Source organism: Sphingomonas abietis (genome assembly GCF_027625475.1).
GTDB classification, from domain to species: domain Bacteria; phylum Pseudomonadota; class Alphaproteobacteria; order Sphingomonadales; family Sphingomonadaceae; genus Solisphingomonas; species Solisphingomonas abietis.
In genome coordinates this window covers 2,774,133-2,795,899 of sequence record NZ_CP115174.1, presented here as the reverse complement: position 1 = coordinate 2,795,899, position 21,767 = coordinate 2,774,133, and the positions used below count along the sequence as shown (strand labels likewise).

The 21,767-nt window shown below is 67.8% G+C and carries 17 protein-coding genes; 13 read left to right on the top strand and 4 right to left on the bottom strand.

Annotated features, from left to right (window positions below):
• The first annotated feature begins 34 nt into the window (after positions 1 to 34).
• The 10 genes from PBT88_RS13265 to PBT88_RS13220 all read left to right on the top strand — a co-directional run bounded on the left by PBT88_RS13265 (position 35) and on the right by PBT88_RS13220 (position 11,338).
• Entirely contained in the window at positions 35 to 1,561 is a 1,527-nt protein-coding gene (locus PBT88_RS13265; RefSeq protein WP_270075814.1) for an acyl-CoA carboxylase subunit beta, read from the top strand.
• A gap of 10 nt (positions 1,562 to 1,571) precedes the next feature.
• Positions 1,572 to 2,750, top strand: a complete 1,179-nt coding sequence (locus PBT88_RS13260; RefSeq protein ID WP_270075813.1) for an acetyl-CoA C-acyltransferase — start codon at positions 1,572 to 1,574, stop codon at positions 2,748 to 2,750.
• Positions 2,750 to 3,172 carry a methylmalonyl-CoA epimerase gene (gene mce / locus PBT88_RS13255; protein ID WP_270075812.1) on the top strand — a complete coding sequence of 141 codons (423 nt, stop codon included), beginning with the start codon at positions 2,750 to 2,752 and terminating at the stop codon, positions 3,170 to 3,172. Before PBT88_RS13260 ends, mce begins: the two co-directional genes overlap by 1 nt.
• An 87-nt stretch (positions 3,173 to 3,259) precedes the next feature.
• Positions 3,260 to 5,398, top strand: coding sequence for a methylmalonyl-CoA mutase (gene scpA, locus PBT88_RS13250; RefSeq protein ID WP_270075811.1), 2,139 nt, complete (start codon positions 3,260 to 3,262; stop codon positions 5,396 to 5,398).
• 1 nt (position 5,399) lies between these two features.
• A complete protein-coding gene (bioB, locus tag PBT88_RS13245) occupies positions 5,400 to 6,386 on the top strand; it encodes a biotin synthase BioB (protein ID WP_270075810.1) in 987 nt (328 codons plus the stop codon).
• On the top strand, positions 6,383 to 6,733 hold the full coding sequence (locus PBT88_RS13240; protein ID WP_270075809.1) for a lysozyme inhibitor LprI family protein: 351 nt from the start codon (positions 6,383 to 6,385) through the stop codon (positions 6,731 to 6,733). Before bioB ends, PBT88_RS13240 begins: the two co-directional genes overlap by 4 nt.
• A gap of 28 nt (positions 6,734 to 6,761) precedes the next feature.
• Positions 6,762 to 6,998, top strand: coding sequence for a hypothetical protein (locus PBT88_RS13235; protein ID WP_270075808.1), 237 nt, complete (start codon positions 6,762 to 6,764; stop codon positions 6,996 to 6,998).
• Positions 6,998 to 8,992 carry an acetyl-CoA carboxylase biotin carboxylase subunit gene (locus tag PBT88_RS13230; protein WP_270075807.1) on the top strand — a complete coding sequence of 665 codons (1,995 nt, stop codon included), beginning with the start codon at positions 6,998 to 7,000 and terminating at the stop codon, positions 8,990 to 8,992. Before PBT88_RS13235 ends, PBT88_RS13230 begins: the two co-directional genes overlap by 1 nt.
• A 217-nt stretch (positions 8,993 to 9,209) precedes the next feature.
• On the top strand, positions 9,210 to 10,304 hold the full coding sequence (wecB, locus tag PBT88_RS13225) for a non-hydrolyzing UDP-N-acetylglucosamine 2-epimerase (protein ID WP_270075806.1): 1,095 nt from the start codon (positions 9,210 to 9,212) through the stop codon (positions 10,302 to 10,304).
• Positions 10,301 to 11,338: an enoyl-CoA hydratase/isomerase family protein gene (locus PBT88_RS13220; protein ID WP_270075805.1), complete on the top strand. Its 1,038-nt coding sequence runs from the start codon at positions 10,301 to 10,303 to the stop codon at positions 11,336 to 11,338. Before wecB ends, PBT88_RS13220 begins: the two co-directional genes overlap by 4 nt.
• Before the next feature lie 21 nt (positions 11,339 to 11,359).
• On the opposite strand, the gene PBT88_RS13215 is transcribed toward PBT88_RS13220, so the two are convergent.
• On the bottom strand, positions 11,360 to 11,545 hold the full coding sequence (locus tag PBT88_RS13215) for a hypothetical protein (RefSeq protein WP_270075804.1): 186 nt from the start codon (positions 11,543 to 11,545) through the stop codon (positions 11,360 to 11,362).
• Between the two features lie 117 nt (positions 11,546 to 11,662).
• Here PBT88_RS13215 and PBT88_RS13210 point away from each other — a divergent pair, with 117 nt between their 5' ends.
• Both PBT88_RS13210 and PBT88_RS13205 read left to right on the top strand, forming a co-directional pair.
• The gene (locus PBT88_RS13210) at positions 11,663 to 13,900 is read left to right on the top strand and encodes a ribonuclease R family protein (protein ID WP_270075803.1); all 2,238 of its coding nucleotides are present in this window, start codon (positions 11,663 to 11,665) and stop codon (positions 13,898 to 13,900) included.
• 2 nt (positions 13,901 to 13,902) lie between these two features.
• Complete coding sequence (locus PBT88_RS13205; protein WP_270075802.1) at positions 13,903 to 15,006, top strand: AI-2E family transporter; 1,104 nt, start codon at positions 13,903 to 13,905, stop codon at positions 15,004 to 15,006.
• A gap of 28 nt (positions 15,007 to 15,034) precedes the next feature.
• Here the strand turns inward: PBT88_RS13205 and dcd are convergent, their stop codons facing one another.
• From dcd to PBT88_RS13190, 3 genes are all read right to left on the bottom strand, one after another.
• Entirely contained in the window at positions 15,035 to 15,589 is a 555-nt protein-coding gene (gene dcd, locus PBT88_RS13200) for a dCTP deaminase (protein ID WP_270075801.1), read from the bottom strand.
• A gap of 121 nt (positions 15,590 to 15,710) precedes the next feature.
• On the bottom strand, positions 15,711 to 19,199 hold the full coding sequence (gene mfd / locus PBT88_RS13195; protein WP_270075800.1) for a transcription-repair coupling factor: 3,489 nt from the start codon (positions 19,197 to 19,199) through the stop codon (positions 15,711 to 15,713).
• 142 nt (positions 19,200 to 19,341) lie between these two features.
• Complete coding sequence (locus tag PBT88_RS13190) at positions 19,342 to 19,629, bottom strand: FAD assembly factor SdhE (protein WP_270075799.1); 288 nt, start codon at positions 19,627 to 19,629, stop codon at positions 19,342 to 19,344.
• Between the two features lie 73 nt (positions 19,630 to 19,702).
• Here PBT88_RS13190 and recG point away from each other — a divergent pair, with 73 nt between their 5' ends.
• On the top strand, positions 19,703 to 21,763 hold the full coding sequence (gene recG, locus PBT88_RS13185; protein ID WP_270075798.1) for an ATP-dependent DNA helicase RecG: 2,061 nt from the start codon (positions 19,703 to 19,705) through the stop codon (positions 21,761 to 21,763).
• Positions 21,764 to 21,767: the final 4 nt, after the last annotated feature.

The following is a 21,767-nucleotide window of genomic DNA, read 5'->3' as shown; positions in this document are numbered from 1 at the left end:
GCCGTTTCACCACCGCCGCCCAGAAAGGAGAGCGATGCCTACGATCCTCGAGAAGCTCGAACAGAGACGTGCCGAGGCGAAGCTGGGCGGCGGTCAGCGCCGGATCGATGCGCAGCATGCCAAGGGCAGGCTGACCGCGCGGGAACGGCTGGACATTCTCCTCGACGAGAATTCGTTCGAGGAGCTCGACATGTTCGTCGAGCATAATTGCGTCGATTTCGGTATGGACGAGACCCACATCGCCGGCGACGGGGTGGTCACCGGCTCCGGCACGATCAACGGCCGGCTGGTCTTCGTGTTCAGCCAGGATTTCACCGTGTTCGGTGGCTCGCTGTCCGAACGGCACGCCCAGAAGATCTGCAAGATCATGGATATGGCGCTGAAGGTCGGCGCGCCGGTGATCGGCCTCAACGACAGCGGCGGCGCGCGCATCCAGGAGGGCGTCGCCTCGCTCGGCGGCTATGCCGAGGTGTTCCAGCGCAACGTGCTGGCTTCGGGCGTGGTGCCGCAGCTCAGCCTGATCATGGGCCCCTGCGCGGGCGGCGCGGTCTATTCGCCGGCGATGACCGACTTCATCTTCATGGTGAAGGATTCGTCCTACATGTTCATCACCGGCCCGGAGGTGGTGAAGACGGTCACCAACGAGGTGGTGACCCAGGACGAACTGGGCGGCGCGGTCGCCCACACCACCAAATCGGGCGTGGCGGACGTCGCGTTCGAGAATGACGTCGAGGCGCTACTCGCGGCGCGCGACTTCATCGACTTCCTGCCCGAGAGCAACCGCACCGGCGCGCCAGAGCGGCCGACCGACGATCCCTGGGATCGGCTGGAGCCGAGCCTCGACACGCTGGTCCCGGCGTCGGCCAACCTGCCTTACGATATGCACGAGCTGATCGCCAAGACCGTCGACGAGGGCGATTTCTTCGAGCTCCAGCCGCATTTCGCGGGCAACATCATCATCGGCTTCGGCCGCATCGAAGGCCGCACCGTCGGCATCGTCGCCAACCAGCCGATGGCGCTGGCCGGCGTGCTCGACATCGCTTCATCGCGCAAGGCGGCGCGCTTCGTGCGCTTCTGCGACGCTTTCGAGATCCCGATCGTCACCTTCGTCGACGTGCCGGGCTTCCTGCCGGGCGTCGCGCAGGAGCATGGCGGCATCATCACCCACGGCGCCAAATTGCTCTTCGCCTACGGGGAAGCGACGGTGCCCAAGATCACGGTGATCACCCGCAAGGCCTATGGCGGCGCCTATGACGTGATGGCCTCCAAGCACCTGCGCGGCGATCTCAACTATGCCTGGCCGTCCGCCGAGATCGCGGTGATGGGCGCCAAGGGCGCGGTCGAGATCATCTTTCGCGGCAGGACGGCCGACGAGATCGCCGCGCGCACCGCAGAATATGAGCGGCGCTTCGCCAATCCGTTCGTCGCCGCCTCCAAGGGCTTCGTCGATGAGATCATCATGCCGCATTCCACCCGCCGCAGGATCGCCCTCGGCCTGCGGAAATTGAGGAACAAGAGCCTCGAAAATCCGTGGAAGAAGCACGACAATATTCCCCTTTGAGGTCGATCGCATGTCCACCGATCCCGTCGTTTTCCTGTCCTTCGCCCGCACGCCGATGGGCAGCATGCTGGGCGAGCTGGCCTCGCTCAAGGCGACCGAGCTGGGCGCCGTCGCAGTGCGTGGCGCGGTGGCGCGGTCGGGCCTGACACCCGAGCAGATCGAGCGCTGCTACATGGGCTGCGTGCTGCCGGCCGGGCTCGGCCAGGCGCCGGCACGGCAGGCGGCGATCTATGGCGGGCTGCCCCACAGCGTCGAGGCGACGACCATCAACAAGATGTGCGGATCGGCGATGCAGGCGGCGATCATGGCCTCCGACACGCTGGCCGCCGGTTCCGCCGATATCATCGTCGCGGGCGGCATGGAGAGCATGACCAACGCGCCCTACCTCAACCTCAAGCATCGCGCCGGCGCGCGCATCGGCCATGACAGGCTCTACGATCACATGTTCCTGGACGGGCTCGAGGATGTCTACGAGCAGGGCAAGCTGATGGGCAATTTCGCCGAGGACGTGGCGCAGGAATATCAGTTCACCCGCGAGAAGCAGGACGAGTTCGCGATCGCCTCGCTGACTCGCGCGATCGACCATGCCGACAAGCTGGCCAACGAGATCGTGCCCGTCACCGTCAAGACCCGCAAGGGCGAGGTGGTGATCGACAGCGACGAGCAGCCGCGCAACGCCGACGTCGCCAAGATCCCGACGCTCAAGCCCGCCTTCGCCAAGGACGGCACGATCACCGCCGCCAACGCCTCCTCGATCTCGGACGGCGCGGCGGCGCTGGTGATGACCCGGATGAGCGTCGCCGAGAAGCTCGGCGTGACGCCGATCGCGCGCGTCGTCAGCCACGCCGCCTTCGCGCAGGCCCCGCAATATTTCACCACCGCCCCGGTCGGCTCGTCGCGCCGCGCGCTGGAGAAGGCCGGCTGGACGACCAAGGATGTCGACCTGTTCGAGGTCAACGAGGCCTTCGCCACTGTGGCGATGATCGCGATGCACGATCTCGGCATCCCGCACGACATCCTCAACATCCATGGCGGCGCCTGCGCGCTCGGCCATCCGGTCGGCGCATCGGGCGCGCGCATCCTCGGCGCGCTGATCAACGGCCTCCAGGTCAACGGCCTGAAGCGCGGGCTGGCATCGATCTGCCTCGGCGGCGGCGAGGCGACCTCGATGGCGGTGGAATTGGTCTGATGAAGCTCGGGCGGCTCAATCATGTCGGCGTCGCGACGCCGTCGATCGCGGCATCGATCGCTTATTATCGCGACGTGATGGGCGCTGAAACGATCGGCGAACCGTTCGACCTGCCCGCGCAGGGCGTGACGGTCTGCTTCGTCGATGCGCCCAACGTCCAGGTCGAACTGATCGAGCCGCTGGGGGAAAACTCCCCCATCCACGGCTTCCTCGCCAAGAACCCGGCGGGTGGCCAGCATCATATGTGCTACGAGGTGCCGGACATCCACGAGGCCAGGGCCTGGTTCGAGCGCCAGGGCGCCAAAGTGCTCGGCGAGCCGCGCATCGGTGCGCATGGCACGCCGATCTTCTTCGTCCACCCCAGGGACATGAACGGGGTGCTGACCGAGATCATGGAGACGCCGCATGGCGATCGTCACTGACGCCGTGCTCCTGCGAACGCAGGAGCCCAGAGCCCCGGGTGCAGCGCTTGCCGCCCTGGGCTCCTGCGTTCGCAGGAGCACCGCGGGATGACCGACAAGAAAACCCTCGCCGATTGGGCAGCCGCCGCCGCCAAGGAGGTGAAGGGCAGGGATCTAACCTGGCACACGCCGGAAGGGATCGACGTCAAGCCCCTCTACACGGCCGAGGATGTCGAGGGCATCGATCCCGGCCTGCCCGGCTTCGCGCCGTTCACGCGCGGGGTGCGCGCGTCGATGTACGCCGGTCGCCCCTGGACGATCCGCCAATATGCCGGCTTCTCGACCGCCGAGGAGTCCAACGCCTTCTACCACCGCAATCTGAAGGCCGGGCAGAAGGGGCTGTCGGTCGCCTTCGATCTTGCCACCCATCGCGGCTATGACAGCGACCATCCGCGCGTCACCGGTGACGTCGGCAAGGCCGGCGTCGCGATCGACACGATCGACGACATGAAGATCCTGTTCGACGGCATCCCGCTCGACCAGATGTCGGTCAGCATGACGATGAACGGCGCGGTGATCCCGATCCTCGCCTTCTTCATCGTCGCCGGCGAGGAGCAGGGCGTCGCTCAGGCGCAGCTGGATGGCACCATCCAGAACGACATCCTCAAGGAGTTCATGGTCCGCAACACCTATATCTATCCGCCCGAACCCTCGATGCGGATCATCTCGGACATTTTCGCATACACGTCGGCCAACATGCCGAAATTCAACAGTATCTCGATCTCCGGCTACCATATGCAGGAGGCCGGGGCGACGCAGGTGCAGGAACTCGCCTTCACCATCGCCGATGGCCGCGACTATGTGAAATATGGCGTCGCCTCAGGCCTCGACATCGACAGGTTCGCCGGCCGGCTGAGCTTCTTCTTCGCGATCGGCATGAACTTCTTCATGGAGATCGCCAAGCTGCGCGCGGCGCGCGTGCTGTGGCATCGGGTGATGACCGATCTCGGCGCGAAGGACGAGCGTTCCAAGATGCTGCGCACCCATTGCCAGACATCGGGCGTCTCGTTGACCGAACAGGATCCCTACAACAACGTCATGCGCACCACGATCGAGGCGATGGCGGCGATGCTCGGCGGCACCCAGAGCCTCCATACCAACGCCCTCGACGAAGCCATTGCGCTGCCGACCGATTTCTCCGCCCGGATCGCGCGCAACACGCAGATCGTGATCCAGGAGGAGACCGGGATGTGCAACGTCGTCGATCCGCTCGGCGGCTCCTATTATGTCGAGAGCCTCACCCAACAGCTCGTCGACCAGGCCTGGGCGATCATCGAGAAGGTGGATGCCGAGGGCGGCATGGCCAAGGCGGTCGCCGCCGGCTGGCCCAAGGCGATGATCGAGGAGGCGTCGGCGGCACGGGCGGCGCGGGTCGATCGCCAGGAAGACGTGATCGTCGGCGTGAACAAATATCGGCTGGCGCAGGAAGACCCGATCGACATCCTCGATGTCGACAATGTCGCCGTCCGCGCCGGGCAGATTGCCCGCATCGAAAAAGTGAAGGCCGGGCGCGATGAAGCCGCCTGCCGGGCCGCGCTCGATGCGTTACGCGAGGGCGCGCGGGGCAAGGAAAACCTGCTCGCCCTCGCGATCGACTGTGCCCGCGCCCGTGCGACGCTGGGCGAGATCAGCCTCGCCATGGAGGATGTGTTCGGCCGCTACGGCACCACGCCGACGCCGGTGAAGGGCGTCTATGGCGGTGCCTATGGCGACGATCCGCGCTGGATCGGGCTGATCGAGGGCGTCGCCGCCGTCGAACGCCGCAAGGGCCGGCGCCCCAAGATGTTCGTCGCCAAGATGGGGCAGGACGGGCATGATCGCGGCGCCAACCTCGTCAGCTCCGCGTTCGGCGATCTCGGCTTCGATATCGTCGCCGGGCCGCTGTTCCAGACCCCGGCGGAGGCGGTTGAGGTGGCGATCGCCGAGGATGTCGATATCGTCGGCGCCTCCAGCCTCGCGGCTGGCCACAAGACGCTGATTCCCGAGCTGATCGGCCTGCTGCGCGAACGCGGACGCTCCGATATCAAGGTGATCGCGGGCGGCGTGATCCCGGCGCAGGACTATCAGGCATTGTACGATGCGGGCGTCTCGGCGATCTTCGGGCCGGGAACGAACCTTGCAGATGCGGCCGCAGATGTGTTGAAGCTGCTCGGTCACAATATGCCACCTTCCGAGAAAGCTGCCTGATATGCGTACCGACTGGACCCGCGACGAGATCGCCGAGCTGTTCGACCTCCCCTTCCTCGATCTGGTGGCGCGCGCGCATGACGTGCATGTCCGCTTCCATCCCGAGAATGAGGTGCAGCTTTCGACCTTGCTGTCGATCAAGACCGGCGGTTGCGCCGAGGATTGCGGCTATTGCTCGCAGTCGGCGCATCACGAGACCGGCCTGAAGGCGTCCAAGCTGATGGAAGCCGACGAAGTGGTGGCGGCCGCCGCCGAAGCCAAGGCGGCAGGCTCCGGCCGCTTCTGCATGGGGGCTGCGTGGCGCGAGCCGAAGGAGCGCGACATGCCCGCGCTGATCGACATGGTGTCGCGCGTGAAGGCGCTCGGCCTCGAGACCTGCATGACGCTGGGGATGCTCGAAGGCGACCAGGCCAGCCGCCTCGCCGATGCCGGCCTCGATTACTACAACCACAATATCGATACCTCGCCGGAGAATTACGGCAACGTCATCACCACGCGCAGCTTCCAGGATCGGCTCGATACGCTGGAGCGGGTGCGCGATGCCGGCATGAACGTGTGCTGCGGCGGGATCATGGGCATGGGCGAGACCCGCGCGGATCGGGTCGGCTTCCTCCATTCGCTGGCGACCCTGCCGGCGCATCCCGAAAGCGTGCCGATCAACGCGCTGGTGCCGGTGGCGGGCACGGTGCTGGGCGATATCCTGAAGGATGTGCCCTCGGCCAAGATCGACGACATCGAGTTCGTCCGCACCATCGCGGTGGCGCGGATCACCATGCCGGAGAGCATGGTGCGCCTCTCGGCCGGCCGCGAGAGCATGAGCGACAGCACGCAGGCGCTGTGCTTCATGGCGGGCGCCAACTCGATCTTCACCGGTGACAAGCTGCTGACCACCGGCAATGCGGGCGACAGCCGTGATGCGGCGCTGTTCGCGAAGCTCGGCATCGTGCCGATGCAGGTCGAGCACGCGCATCTGGAAGCGGCCGAGTGATCCTCGCCGCCGCCTTGCTCGCGGCCGTGCCGGTGCAGGCCGCGCCGGTCGATTGCGCGCGGGCGGTGGTCCAGCAGGATATGAACGCCTGCGAGGCGGCGCGGGCCCGCCGCGCCGACGCCGCGCTCAATGCGGCGTGGAAACGCCGGATAGCGGCATCGCCGGCGCTCAAGCCCGATCTGCTTACGGCGCAGCGGATCTGGCTGCGCTTCCGTGACGCCGAATGCGCGGCGCGGGGCAAGGCCTATCAGGGCGGGACGATGCAGCCGATGGTGGTGGCAGGCTGTTACGCCGACCTGACCGAGCAGCGCGCCAAGGATCTCGCCGCTCTGATCGAAGATCATTGATGGCGTCGACGCGCCGATCGATCGCCGGATGAACCTCGCCCGGCGGGCATGGTGGCGCGGGCTGGCCACCGGCTGGCTCGCCGCCGCTATGTGCCTCGCGCTCTATGCGCGGGCCAGCGCGATCCTTCCCGTGACCGAACCGTTGCACGGCAGGATGGCGGCCGATGCCGACAGGATGGCGCTGGGGATTTTCGTCGTGGCGGCGATGCCAGCCGTCGTTCTTTTGCTGGCGATGATGCTTTGGGAGAGGCTGAGAAAATCCTGATGTTCACCAAAATCCTGATCGCCAATCGCGGCGAGATCGCCTGCCGCGTCATCCGTACCGCCAAGAAGATGGGGATCAGGACGGTCGCGGTCTATTCCGATGCCGATGCGCTGGCGCCGCATGTCACGATGGCGGACGAGGCGGTGCATATCGGCCCGCCGCCGGCCGCCGAAAGCTATCTGCTCGCCGACAAGATCATCGCGGCGTGCCAGGCCACGGGCGCGCAGGCGGTGCATCCGGGCTATGGCTTCCTGTCGGAGCGCGAGAGCTTCGCCAAGGCGCTGGCCGACGCCGGCATCGCCTTCATCGGGCCGCCGGCCAACGCGATCGCCGCGATGGGCGACAAGATCGAATCCAAGAAGCTCGCCAAGGCGGCCGGCGTCAATGTCGTCCCCGGCTATCTCGGCGCCATCGCGGATACCGACGAGGCGGTGAAGATCGCCACCGACATCGGCTATCCGGTGATGATGAAGGCCTCGGCCGGCGGCGGCGGCAAGGGGATGCGGCTCGCCTGGTCCGAGCAGGACGTCCGCGAGGGGTTCGAGGCGACCAAGCGCGAGGGCCTCGCATCCTTCGGCGACGACCGGGTGTTCATCGAGAAGTTCATCGAGAGCCCGCGCCATATCGAGATCCAGCTGCTCGGCGATCAGCATGGCAACATCGTCTATCTGAACGAGCGCGAATGCTCGATCCAGCGCCGCCACCAGAAGGTCGTCGAGGAGGCGCCATCGCCCTTCGTCACCCCCGCGATGCGCAAGGCGATGGGCGAGCAGGCGGTCGCGCTGGCCCGCGCGGTGGGCTATTATTCGGCCGGCACCGTCGAGCTGATCGTGTCGGGGGCGGACAAGACGGGGCAGGGCTTCTACTTCCTCGAGATGAACACCCGGCTCCAGGTCGAGCATCCCGTCACCGAGGAGATCACCGGGCTCGATCTGGTCGAGCAGATGATCCGCGTCGCGGCCGGCGAACCGCTCGGCTTCACCCAGGACGAGGTGAGGCTGAACGGCTGGTCGATGGAGAGCCGGGTCTATGCCGAAGACCCGTACCGCAACTTCCTGCCCTCCACCGGCCGCCTGACCCGCTACCGACCGCCGGCCGAGCGCCGTTCGGCGGACGCCGTGGTCCGCGTCGATACCGGCGTGATGGAAGGCGGCGAGGTCTCGATCTTCTACGATCCGATGATCGCCAAGCTGGTGAGCTGGGCGCCGACCCGCGAGGCGGCGATCGACCTCCAGATCGATGCGATCGACCGCTACGAGATCGCCGGCGTCGGCACCAATCTCGATTTCCTCTCGGCGCTCGCCCAGCATCAGCGCTTCCGCTCGGGCGAGATCACGACCGGGTTCATCGCCGAGGAATATCCCGAGGGCTTCCACGGCGCGCCCGAAACGCCGGTCGCGGCGCAGGCCGTCGCGGCGGTGGCGGCGGCGATGGCGGGGATCGATGCGGAGCGAGCGCTGCGCGTCGACGGCCAGCTCGGCACGCCGCTGGAGCCGGCCGCCCACTGGATCGTGCGGATCGACGGCGAGGAGCATGACGTCGTGCTGGAGGCGGATGCCGCCGTCGTGGACGGCGTGCGCGTCGGCCTGTCGCTCGGCTATCGCCCCGGCGCGACGCTGGTCGAGGCCGAGGTGAACGGCGCGGTGCTGGCGCTGAGGGTCGCCCGCCAGCGTGGCTATGCGATGATCACTACCGCCGGGCGTGCGCGCAAGGTGCAGGCGATGCGGCCCGCCGTCGCGGCGCTGCGCCACCACATGATCGACAAGATCCCGCCGGACATGTCGAAATTCCTCGTCTCGCCGATGCCGGGCCTGCTCACCCGCCTGCTGGTTGCCGAGGGCGACAGGGTGGAGGCCGGCCAGCCGCTCGCCACCGTCGAGGCGATGAAGATGGAGAATATGCTCCGCGCCGAGAAGGCCGGCACCGTCGCCAGGGTCGCCGCCGAGGTAGGCGCGAGCCTCGCCATCGACCAGGTGATCCTGGAGTTTGGCTGAGGGCCGTCTACACACTCACCCCGTTCGTCCTGAGCCTGTCGGACGACGTGCCCCGAGTGCGGCGCTTGCCGCACGTCCTTCGACTTCGCTCAGGACGAACGGAGAGGACAGCACAGGATAAACGGCGAGGTGAGGGCTGGCTCGACAAGCCGGGTGGGTTGCCTCGTCCAACCCGAAGAGAGTGGCAATGTCACAGCTTGCGGCTAAACTTGCTGGCATGACCAAGCCAGCCCGCGTCCACCTGATCGCCGCCGCCCGCCCCAATTTCATGAAGGTGGCGCCGCTCTGGCACGCGCTCACCGCCGCGCCGGATTTCGAGCCGGTGCTGATCCACACCGGCCAGCATTACGATGCCAACATGTCGGATGCGATCTTCGCCGACCTGTCGCTGCCGCAGCCCGATCATCATCTCGGCGTCGGATCGGGCAGCCATGCCGAGCAGACCGGCAACGTCATGATCGCCTATGAGAAGATCGCCCAGGCGGAACGGCCCGACTGGCTGATCATCGTCGGCGACGTCAATTCGACGCTGGCCTGCGGGCTGGTCGGCGCCAAGCTGCGTATCCCGACCGTGCATCTGGAGGCCGGGCTGCGCAGCCGCGATCGCGCCATGCCCGAGGAGATCAACCGCCTCGCGGTCGATGCCATTGCTGATGTGCTGTGGACGCCATCGCCCGACGGCGACGAGAACCTCCTGTCCGAGGGCTGCTCGCCGGATCGGATCACCAATGTCGGCAACATCATGCTCGACAGTTTCGAGATGGTCCGCCCGAAGATCGAGGCGACTGCCGAGCCGGCGGCGCTGGGCCTGCCGGAGGGCTATGGCGTGGTGACGCTGCATCGCCCGTCGAACGTCGACGATCCGGAGACGCTGACCCATCTGGTCGCGGCGCTGCTCGCGGTGCAGACGCGGCTGCCGCTGGTCTTCCCGGTCCACCCGCGTACCGCGCAGAAGCTCAAGGCCGAGGGGCTGGATGCGGCGCTGGCGGCGGGTGGCGTGCTGCTGGTTGGCCCGCTGCCTTATGTACGCTTCATGAGCCTGGTGGCAGGCGCGAGCGCGGCGATCACCGATTCGGGCGGCATCCAGGAGGAAACCACCTATCTCGGCATCCCGTGCCTGACGCTGCGCGAGAATACCGAGCGACCGATCACGATCACGCAGGGCACAAACCGGCTGGTCAACGCCTCGAACCTGGTCGCGGCGCTCGACGAGGCGCTGGCGCAACCGCGATCCGAGCGGGCAAGGCCGGATCATTGGGACGGGCGCACGGCGGAACGCTGCGTCGCCGATCTGCGGAGGCGCATGGCATGACCGACGAACTGCTGACCATGGTCGACGGCAAGGCCGGCCGGCTGCGGCTCAACCGCCCGCGCGCGATCCATGCGCTGACGCTGCCCATGTGCGGCGCGATGATCGCGGCGTTGCAGGCATGGCGTGCCGACCCGGCGGTCGAGATCGTGCTGATCGATCATGCCGAGGGGCGCGGCTTCTGCGCGGGCGGTGACGTGGTGCAGGCCTCCACCGATGCGGTCGCCGCGCGCGCCTTCTTCCATGAGGAATATCGCCTCAACCACCTGCTGTTCACCTACGCCAAGCCGACCGTCGCCTTCATGGACGGGGTGACGATGGGCGGCGGCGTCGGCATATCGCAGCCGTGCCGCTATCGCGTCGCCACCGAGAACACATTGTTCGCGATGCCCGAAACCGGGATCGGCCTGTTTCCTGATGTGGGCGGCGGCTGGTATCTGTCGCGGCTGCCCGGCGCGATGGGCGAATATCTGGCGCTGACCGGGGCGCGGCTCGATGGGGCGGAGGTCTTCGCGCTCGGCCTCGCCACCCATTATGTCCCGTCCGCGGCGCTGCCCGCGCTCAAGCAGGCGCTCGCCGCACAGCCGCAGGAGGCTGCGCGGCTGCTCGAGGAAGCATCGGTGGCGCCGCCATCCGCAGGGCTGCTCGATCGCCGGCCGCAGATCGACGCGCTGTTCGCGCATGATCGGTTCGAGGATGTGCTGGCGGCGCTCGAAGGCGATCGGTCGCCATGGGCGGAATCGACGCTGGCGACGCTGCGCAGGAAATCGCCGCAATCCTGCAAGGTCAGCCTGCGGCTGGTGCTGAACGGGCGGGAACGGATGGATTTCGCCGACGAGATGCGGGCCGAGTTCGGGATCGCCACCCATGTCTGCCAGCGGCCGGATTTCGCCGAGGGCGTGCGCGCCCTGCTGGTCGATCGGGACAACCGGCCGGTATGGAATCCGGCGACGCCGGAGGCGGTCACCGATCACATGATCGATACGATCTTCGCGCCGCTGCCCGAAGACGAGGCGTGGACGCCGCTCGGTCGCTGACCGAACGGCGCCTCGCGGGCGTCAGCGCCAGGTGCAGCGGCGCACGCGATGATGGTGAAGCCAGACCGTGCGGCAGACGCGGCGGCGCTGGCCGTGATGCCAGCCATGGCCGTGGCCATGGTGGTAGCCGGGGCGTGCGGCGGCGGGCGAGGCCGAGATGCCGGCGACGACCAAAGTCGCGGCGGCGGCGAGTGCGAGAAGACGCATCCATTACCTCCTGTCGTTAGCGGTGGGGTTTGCCCCCATCCGGAACTGACGATACCCGTTCAGGCTTCGCTTGCCCATAGGTGACGCGGGGCGCGGGGACGTCTAGGCTTCTCCGCCATGCCCAAACCCACCATCGTCCCCGGCCTGCCCAGCCGCGACCAGATCCTCCGCTTCATCAGCGAAAGCGACCAGCCTGCCGGCAAGCGGGAAATCGCGCGCGCCTTCGGCTTGAAGGGGAATGAGAAGATCCGCCTCAAGGCCCTGCTCAAGGACATGGCCGACGAGGGGCTGATCGATGGCGGCCCCGGCCGTGCCTTCCACAAGATGGGCGGGGTGCCCAAGGTGACGGTGCTGCGCATCGTCGACATCGACGGCGACAATGTGATCGCGGTGCCGGAGAATTGGGTAGCCGAGGGCGTACCGCCGCCGCGCTTGCGGGTGATGGAGCGCGGCCGCCGCCAATCGGCGCTCGGCATCGGCGATCGCATCCTCGCGCGCACCGAGGAGGCGGGGAAGGGCCATGTCGCCCATCCGCTCAAGAAGCTCGCCAAGGGCGAGGAGCAACTGCTCGGCGTCGTCCACAAGGAAGGCGACAAATTGTGGCTCAAGCCGGTCGACCGGCGCGAGCGCTACGACCTGCCGATCTCGGATGTCGGTGATGCCGATGTCGGCGATCTCGTGCTCGCCGAGAAGGCCGGGCGGCCGCCGCGGATCACCGCGCGGGTCACCGATCGGCTGGGCGATCCGTTCGCGCCGCGCAGCTTCAGCCTGATCGCGATCCACAAGTTCGGCATACCGGATGTGTTCTCGGATGCGGTGCTGGAAGGCGCGGAGGCCTCGGCACAGCAGGCGCTCGGCGAGGGCCGCGAGGATCTGCGGCACCTGCCGATCGTCGCGATCGATCCGGCCGATGCCCGCGATCATGACGACGCGATCTGGGCCGCGCCGGACGAAGACCCCAAGAATGCGGGCGGCTGGCAGGCGATCGTCGCGATCGCCGACGTCTCTTATTATGTCCGCCCCGGCACCCCGCTCGATCGCGAGGCGCGCAAGCGCGGCAACAGCGTCTATTTCCCCGATCGGGTCGTGCCGATGCTGCCGGAGATCCTGTCGGCCGAGGTCTGCTCGCTCGGCGAGGGGGCGGATCGCGCGGCGCTCGCCTGCCACCTCACGATCGACGCCAAGGGCGACATCATCGCCTTCCGCTTCACCCGCGCGCTGGTCCGCATCGCGGCGGTGATCGCCTATGAGGACGCGCAGGCGCGCTATGATGCCGGCGGCGACGCGGTGCTGGCGCCGCTCTGGGGCTGCTGGGCGGCGCTTCAGGCCGCCCGGGACAAGCGCGAGCCGCTGGAGCTCGATCTCCCCGAACAACGGGTGATGCTGGACGAGAAGGGCCGCATCGCCTCGGTCGCGCCGCGCGAGCGGCTCGACGCGCACCGGCTGGTCGAGGATTATATGATCGCCGCCAATGTCGCGGCCGCCAAGGCGCTGGAGAAGAAGCAGGCGCCGGTGATGTACCGCATCCACGAGACGCCAAGCCGCGAGAAGCTGACCGCGCTCAAGGAGTATCTCGCCACCTTCGACGTCCCGCTCGCGCTCGGCCAGGTGATACGGCCGAAGACCTTCAACCACATCCTCGACCTGATCGAGGATCGGATCGAGCGGCCCGAGATCATGACCCAGGTGCTGCGCACCCAGATGCAGGCGGTCTATTCGCCCAACAATATCGGTCATTTCGGCCTCGCGTTGGGCAGCTATGCCCACTTCACCTCGCCGATCCGGCGCTATGCCGATCTGCTCGTCCACCGCGCGCTGGTCGGCGCCTACAAGCTCTCCCCCGCCGCCGATGCGACCAAGCTCGGCAGCGAGGATGCCGCCCGGATGCAGGATCTCGGCGAGCAGATCAGTCAGGCCGAGCGCCGCGCGATGCAGGCCGAGCGCGAGACGATCGATCGCTATGTCGCCGCCTATCTCTCCACCCGCGTCGGCGAACTGGTCGAGACGCGGATCACCGGCGTGCAGAGCTTCGGCTTCTTCGCCACGGTGGAGGGGCTGGGCGGCGACGGGCTGGTCCCGGTCTCGACGCTCGGTGCCGAGCGTTTCCACCATGACGAACCCTCGCGCAGCCTGATCGGCGAGGAGAGCGGCGAGCGCTACACGATCGGCCAGCGCATCACGCTGCGGCTGGTCGAGGCCAATGTCGCGAGCGGTGCGTTACGCTTCGAGCTGCCCGAAGGCGCCAATCACATGCCGTCGCATCGGACGGTTCGCCGCGACGGTCGGCGCGATGGCGCTCGGGTGGCAGGGCGAAGAGGACGGCCGGGCAATATCCGGCATCAAGGGAGGCGATAAGCGTGACGGGCGAGGTTCTGTTGAATGAAGGTCTGCCGACGAAGGAAGCCTTGCCCTCGCATCGGCGCGCGCGGCTGATCCTGGCGTTCGCGCTGGTCGCGCTGGGCGTGTGGCTGATCCATGGCTTCCTGCCGGCGTTGCTGTGGGCGGCGATTCTGGCGATGGCCTTTTCGCCCTTGTATGAACGCGCCTGCCGGCGCTGGCCGCGATTCCGGCGTGGCGCGATCCTGCCCGCGATCTTCACGCTCGCCATCGGCCTGGTCGTGGTCATTCCGGTCGGCCTCGGCCTGTTTCGCGCGATTGCCGAAATCCGCGATCTGACCAACTGGTTCACCACCGCCCGCGACAGTGGCATCCCGGTGCCGCAATGGCTGTATTCGCTGCCGTTCGAGCGGGATAGCGCGGTCAACTGGTGGCAGCAGCATCTCGCCACGCCCGAGGCGACGCAGGCCGAGCTGGCGCGGTTCGATCGCCGCCAATTGTTCAGTCACACCCAGATGGTCGGCAGGATCGTGGTCCATTCGAGCGTGATCTTCGCCTTCACGCTGATCGCCCTGTTCTTCATCCTGCGCGACAGCGAGATGATCGTCGCGCAGCTGCGCACCGCGAGCCAGCGGCTGTTCGGCCCCTCCGGCGAGCGGATCGGCAACCAGGTCGCGCAATCGGTGCGCGGCACGATCGACGGGCTGGTGCTGGTCGGCTTCGGCGAGGGCGCGGTGATGACGGTGGCCTATGTGCTGCTCGGCGTGCCGCACCCGATCCTGCTCGGCATCGCCACCGCCATTGCCGCGATGATCCCGTTCGGCGCGGCGGTGATGTTCGAGATCGCGGCGTTGGCGCTGCTCACCCAGGGCTCGATCACCGGCGTGATCCTGGTCAATGTCATCGGCTTCGCGGTGGTCGGCGTGGCCGATCACTTCATCCGGCCGGTGCTGATCGGCGGCGCGACGCGGCTGCCCTTCCTGTGGGTGCTGCTCGGCATATTGGGCGGGGTCGAGACGCTCGGCCTGCTCGGCCTGTTCGTCGGGCCGGCGACGATGGCGGTGCTGGTGATGCTGTGGCGGGAGTTCGTCGAGCGCAAGCCGGAGACCGCCGAGGCCGCGTAATCCCCCTCCCTGAAAGGGAGGGGAGGCGTTACAGCCTCGGCAATGTCACCCCGCGCTGGCCCATATATTTGCCGGCGCGATCGGCATAGCTCGTCTCGCAGGGTTCGTTGCCCTTGAGGAAGAGGAACTGACAGGCGCCCTCATTGGCGTAGATCTTGGCCGGCAGCGGGGTGGTGTTGGAGAATTCCAGCGTGACATGACCCTCCCACTCGGGTTCGAGCGGGGTGACGTTCACGATGATCCCGCAACGTGCATAGGTCGACTTGCCGAGGCAGATCACCAGCACGTCGCGCGGCACCCGGAAATATTCGACGGTGCGGGCCAGCGCGAAGCTGTTGGGCGGGATGATGCAGCAATCGGTCTTGCGATCGACGAAGCTGTTCGAGGAGAAATCCTTGGGATCGACCACCGCGCTGTCGATGTTGGTGAAGATCTTGAACTCGTCGGCCACACGCGCGTCATAGCCGTAGCTGGACAGGCCGTAGCTGATGCAGCCCTCGCGACGCTGTGCCTCGACGAACGGCTCGATCATGCCATGCGCCTGCGCCTGTTCGCGGATCCAGCGGTCGGAGAGGATGGACATGGGCAGTTCCTGAAGGCTCGGTGACGATCCGATTGCTTTCGCGGCAAGCGGGGGCGGTGGCAAGGGGGCCGGTGGCAAGGGGGCAGACGTGTGCGCCGGAGCACGGGGGCGGGGGTGAGATTTACCCCGCCGCCTTGGCCAGCCCCTTGGCCAGCTGGCTCGCGCCGTGCAGCCGCGCCTTGGGATCGCCCCAGGCGCGGGTGATGACCAGCTTGCTGTCGGGGCGGAGCTTCGCCGTCTCCTTCAGCCGTTCGATATAGGCGAACAGCCCCGGCACATGGGGGAAGCCCCCCTCCGCGAAGGTCACCAGCGCGCCCTTGGGGCCGACGTCGAGCTTGGCGATCCGTGCCTTCTTGCAGTCCATCTTGATCGCGATCACGTCGATCAGGTTGCGCGTGGCATCGGGCAGTGGCCCGAAGCGATCGATCATCTCGGCGGCGAACGCCTCGATGCCGGCCTTGTCGTCGATCTCGTTGATGCGGCGATAGAGACCCATGCGCAGATCGAGATCGAGGACATAATCCTCGGGGATGAGGATCGGCGCGTCGACGGTGATCTGCGGCGAGAAATCCTGCTGCGCCTCCGGGATGTCGGTGCCGCCGGCCTTGGCGATGATGATCGCCTCCTCCAGCATCGACTGGTAGAGCTCGAAGCCGACCTCCTTGATATGGCCCGATTGCTCGTCGCCGACGAGATTGCCGGCGCCGCGGATGTCGAGATCGTGGCTGGCGAGCTGGAAGCCCGCGCCGAGGCTGTCGAGATTGGCGAGCACCTGGAGGCGTTTCTCCGCGCCCTCGGTGGTGATCCGGCCCGGCGGGGTGGTGAAATAGGCGTAGGCGCGCGTCTTGGAACGGCCGACCCGCCCGCGCAGCTGGTAGAGCTGGGCGAGGCCGAAGCGATCGGCGCGATGCAGGATGATGGTGTTGGCGCTCGGAATGTCGAGCCCGCTCTCCACGATCGTGGTCGACAGCAGTACGTCATATTTGCGATCGTAGAAGGCGGACATCCGCTCCTCGACCTCGGTCGCCGACATCTGGCCGTGCGCGGTGACGAAGCTGACTTCGGGCACCTCCTCGCGCAGGAATTTCTCGATGTCGGGCAGATCCTTGATCTTGGGCGCGACGAAATAGGCCTGGCCGCCGCGATAATGCTCGCGCAGCAGCGCCTCGCGCAGCACCACCGGATCCCACGGCATCACATAGGTGCGCACCGCGAGGCGATCGACCGGCGGGGTCTGGATCACCGACAGCTCGCGCAGGCCCGACATTGCCATCTGGAGCGTGCGCGGGATCGGCGTGGCGGTGAGGGTGAGGACGTGGACGTCCGCCTTCATCGCCTTCAGCCGCTCCTTGTGGGTGACGCCGAAGCGCTGCTCCTCGTCGACGATGACGAGGCCGAGCCGCTTGAACTCGATGCTCTTGGCGAACACCGCATGGGTGCCGACCACCACGTCGATCGTGCCGTCGGCGAGGCCCTCGCGCGTCGCCTTGGCCTCGGCGGTGCCGACGAGGCGGGAGAGGCGGCCGACTTTGAGCGGGAAGCCCTCGAAGCGCGCGGCGAAATTGTTGAAATGCTGGCGGGCGAGCAACGTCGTCGGGCACACCACCGCGACCTGGTGCCCCGCCATCGCCGCGACGAACGCCGCGCGCAACGCCACCTCGGTCTTGCCGAAGCCGACATCGCCGACGATCAGGCGGTCCATCGGCTTGCCCGCGGAGAGATCCTCGATCGCGTCGGCGATGGCGCGATCCTGGTCCTCGGTCTCCTCATAGGGGAACCGGTTGACGAACTCCGGATAGGCGGTGTCCGGCTCCAGCACCTCGGCGGGGCGCAGCGCGCGGGCGGCGGCGGTGGCCATCAGCTCGCCGGCGATCTCGCGGATGCGCTCCTTCATCCGCGCCTTGCGGGCCTGCCAGGCGACGCCGCCGAGCTTGTCGAGCCCGACCCCGTCGCTGTCCGATCCGTAGCGCGACAGCACGTCCATATTCTCGACCGGCACGAACAGCTTGTCGCCGCCCGCATAGGTGAGCTGCACGCAATCATGCGGCGCCTGGCCGACCGGGATCGAGGTCAGCCCCTCGTAGCGGCCGATGCCGTGATCGGCATGGACCACCAGATCGCCCGGCGTGAGCGTCGCCAGCTCCTGCATGAAGGCATCGGCCGATTTCTTGCGGCGCTGGCGACGGACGAGGCGATCGCCGAGCATGTCCTGCTCGGTGAGCACCGCGACATCGGGGGTGGTGAAACCGTGATCGAGCGGCAGCACGCAGAGCGCGACGGCGCCCTTGGCGGTCGCCTTGGCGAGGCCGAGGCCTTCCTGCCAGCTGTCGGCCAGGGCGAGATGATCGAGGCCGTGATCGGCGAGCAACCCGGCCAGCCGCTCGCGCGATCCCCTGGAGTAGCTGGCGAGGATCAGCTTCTTCTTGTCGCGATGCAGCTTGCGGCTGTGCGCGGCGACCGCCTCGTAGACATTCTCCTGCGCGGTTCGCTCGGGCGTGAAATCGCGCGGGCCGTCCACATCGAAGTCGAGCACGGTCGCGCTCTCGGGCTCGCGGAACGGAGTGGCGATGTGGAGCGGCCGGTGGGCGACCTGCCGGTCCCACTCCTCGACGGCGAGGTAGAGCGAGCCGGTGGAGAGCGGCCGATAGCTGCCGGGATCGGACTTCTGCGCCCGCACCCGGTTCTCGTGATAATCGGCGATCGATTCGAAGCGGCCCTCGGCGGCGCCCGGCGCACCGGCATCGCGGACGATCACGTCCTCGGCGGCGAGATGATCGAACAGCGTCGCGAGCTTCTCCTCGAACAGCGGCAGCCAATGCTCCATGCCGGCGAGGCGGCGGCCGTCGCTCACCGCCTGGTAGAGCGGATCGCCGGTGGCGGTGGCGCCGAAGCGCTCGCGATAGCCCGAGCGGAAGCGCTTGATGCTGTCCTCGTCGAGCAGCGCCTCGGAGGCCGGGAGCAACGTGAAGCCGTCGAGCCGGCCGACAGTGCGTTGGTCGGAGGGATCGAACTGGCGGACGCTCTCGATCTCGTCGCCGAAGAAATCCAGCCGCAACGCCATCGTCTCGCCCGACGGCCACAGATCGACCAGCCCGCCGCGCACCGCATATTCGCCCGGATCGGCGACGGTATCGGTGCGGACATAGCCATTGGCCTGCAACAGCGCGCCGAGCTTGTCGCGATCGATCCGCTCGCCGGGCGCAAGCTTGGCGACGAGCTGGCGGATGCGGAACGGGGTCAGCGTGCGCTGGGTCGCGGCGTTGACCGTCGTGACCAGCAACTCGGGGCCTTTCGCCGGCTTCTGGAGCGCGTGCAAAGTCGCCAACCGCTCGGCCGAGGCGCGCAGCGACGGCGAGGCGCGATCATAAGGCAGGCAATCCCACGCCGGATAGGCGAGCACGGCCAGTTCGGGCGCGAAATAGCCGGCGGCATCGGCCACCGCGCGCATCTGCACATCGTCCGCCGCGATGAACACGGCGCGCGCGCCCTGGCTCTTGCCCGCGCCGGCACGGGCGAGGTCCGCCAGCAGCCAGGGCAGGAAACCCTGCGGCACTGCCGAGAGGGTGAGCGGCTGCTCGGCCTTGAGGATGCGGGAGAGGTTATCGGTCAAGGCTGCACCGTTCGTATCAGGAATGCCGATTTCCGTTCGCACTGAGCCTGTCGAAGTGCGTGCCTCAGGCGCGGCGCGTGTCGCACGTCCTTCGACAGGCTCAGGACGAACGGGAAATGGTCAGGAATGTGAGTGGCCGCCATCAATGCGAACGGAAATTGTCGGTGCCGGGGTTGGGGATATAATCCAGCCCCTGCATCGCCTGCATCATCGGCCCGGCAAACGCCTCGGGCACCGGCTGGGTGCCGATCGCCCAGGCCATCACATCGACATCGTCTTCGTCCAGCAGGCGCTCGAACCAGACGATCTCGTCATCGGACCAGCCGGCGGAGCGCGCATCGAAGAAGCCGCCAATCAGATAATCGGCCTCGCGCGTGCCGCGGTGCCAGGCGCGGAAGCTCAGGCGCTTGAGGATATGATCGCGATCCACGGGGACTCCGAAATGACGAAATGCCGGCGGGCGCTTTCCGCGCGCGTCGGCTGTGGTAGAGGCCCATCTAGTGATGCGACCCGATATCCTCAATCCATTGTTCGCCGAGGTCGAAGTGCTGAAGGGCATCGGCCCGACGCTGGCCAAGCCGCTGGCGAAGCTCGGCATCGCGCGCGTCGTCGATCTGCTGTTCCATCTGCCGACGGGCGTCGTCGAGCGGCGCAAGGTCGATCGACTCGATGAGGCTGATGCCGGGCGGGGCGTGATCGTCACGCTGACGGCGGTCTCCTACCGGGGCTCCTCCTCTCCGCGCGGGCCGTTCCGGGTGCAGGCGGTGGATGGCGAGGGGAATGCCGTGAGCCTCGTTTTCTTCGGCGGCAAATCGGGCTGGGCGCGCAAGCAATTCCCGCTCGATGAGCCGCGGGTCGTGGCGGGTCGGCTCGATCTCTACGGGCCGGAACTTCAGATCGTCCGCCCGGAATCGGTGCCGCTGGCGGAAGCCGCCGAGATCGTGGAGCGGGAGCCGGTCTATCCGCTGTCCGCCGGCATCACCTCCAAGCGACTGGGGCAGCTGGTCGCGCAGGCGCTCGAGCGGGTGCCGGGGCTGCCCGAGTGGATCGAACCGAGCCTGGTGGCGAGCAAGGGCTGGCCGGGCTTCGCCGAGGCGCTGGAGCGCGCCCATGGCGATCCGGCCGACGAGAAGGCGCGCGAGCGGCTGGCCTATGACGAGGTGTTCGCCAACCAGCTCGCCCTGATGCTGGTCCGCGCCTCGACCCGCCGCCGCAAGGGCCGGGCGCTGGTCGGCGACGGGCGGCTGCGGGCGAAGCTCGATCTGCCCTATGCGCCGACCGGGGCGCAGGCCCGCGCGATCGCCGAGATCGAGGGCGACATGGTGCAGGAGACGCCGATGCTGCGCCTGCTCCAGGGCGATGTCGGCGCCGGCAAGACCCTGGTGGCGACGATGGCGCTGATCGCGGCGGTGGAGGCGGGCGCACAGGGCGCGCTGCTGGCGCCGACCGAGATCCTGGCTCGCCAGCATCTCGCCACGCTGCAACGCCAGCTGTCGCCGCTCGGGCTCAACGTCGCCATCCTCACCGGCCGCGAGAAGGGCAAGCTCCGCGAGTCGACGCTGATGGGGCTGGCGGACGGATCGATCGACATCCTGATCGGCACCCACGCGATCTTCCAGGACACGGTGAGCTACAAGGCGCTCGGGCTGGTGGTGGTGGACGAGCAGCACCGCTTCGGCGTCGCCCAGCGGCTGATGCTGGCGTCGAAGGGCGCGCATCCGCCGCACCTGCTGGTGATGACCGCGACGCCGATCCCGCGCACCCTGCTGCTCGCCAGCCATGGCGAGATGGACGTCAGCCGGCTGGACGAGATGCCGCCGGGCCGCCAGCCGATCGAGACCCGCGTGATCGCGGTCGAGCGGATGGACGAGGTGGTCGCGGGGCTCGGTCGTCATGTCGCAGCCGGCGGCCAGGCCTATTGGGTGTGCCCGCTGGTCGAGGAGAGCGAGAGCGGCGACGATGCCGCCGCCGAGGCGCGCGCGGCGGCGCTGGCGCTGCGCTTCGGCGATCGCGTGGGGCTGGTCCATGGCCGCATGAAGGGGCCGGACAAGGATGCGGTGATGGCCGCCTTCCAGCAGAATGCGATCTCGGTGCTGGTCGCGACGACGGTGATCGAGGTCGGCGTCGACGTGCCCAACGCGACGCTGATCGTGATCGAGGCGGCCGAGCGCTTCGGCCTCGCCCAGTTGCACCAGTTGCGCGGGCGGGTCGGGCGGGGCAGCCAGCATTCGCGCTGCCTGCTGCTTCGCGGATCGGCGCTCAGCGAGACGTCGCGCGCGCGCCTCGCCTTGATGCGCGACACCAATGACGGCTTCCTGATCGCCGAAAAGGATCTGGAGCTGCGCGGCGGCGGCGAGATCCTCGGCACCCGTCAGTCGGGCGAGCAGGGCGCCCGCTTGGCCGACGTGGTGCAGACGACGGCGCTGATCCCGACCGCCCATGCCGACGCCCGCCTGCTCACCGATCGCGACGGCGGGCTGGAAGCGCCGCGCGGCATCGCGGCGCGGACCCTGCTCTATCTGTTCGAGCGCGATGCGGCGGTGGGCTTGCTGCGGGCGGGCTAAGTCG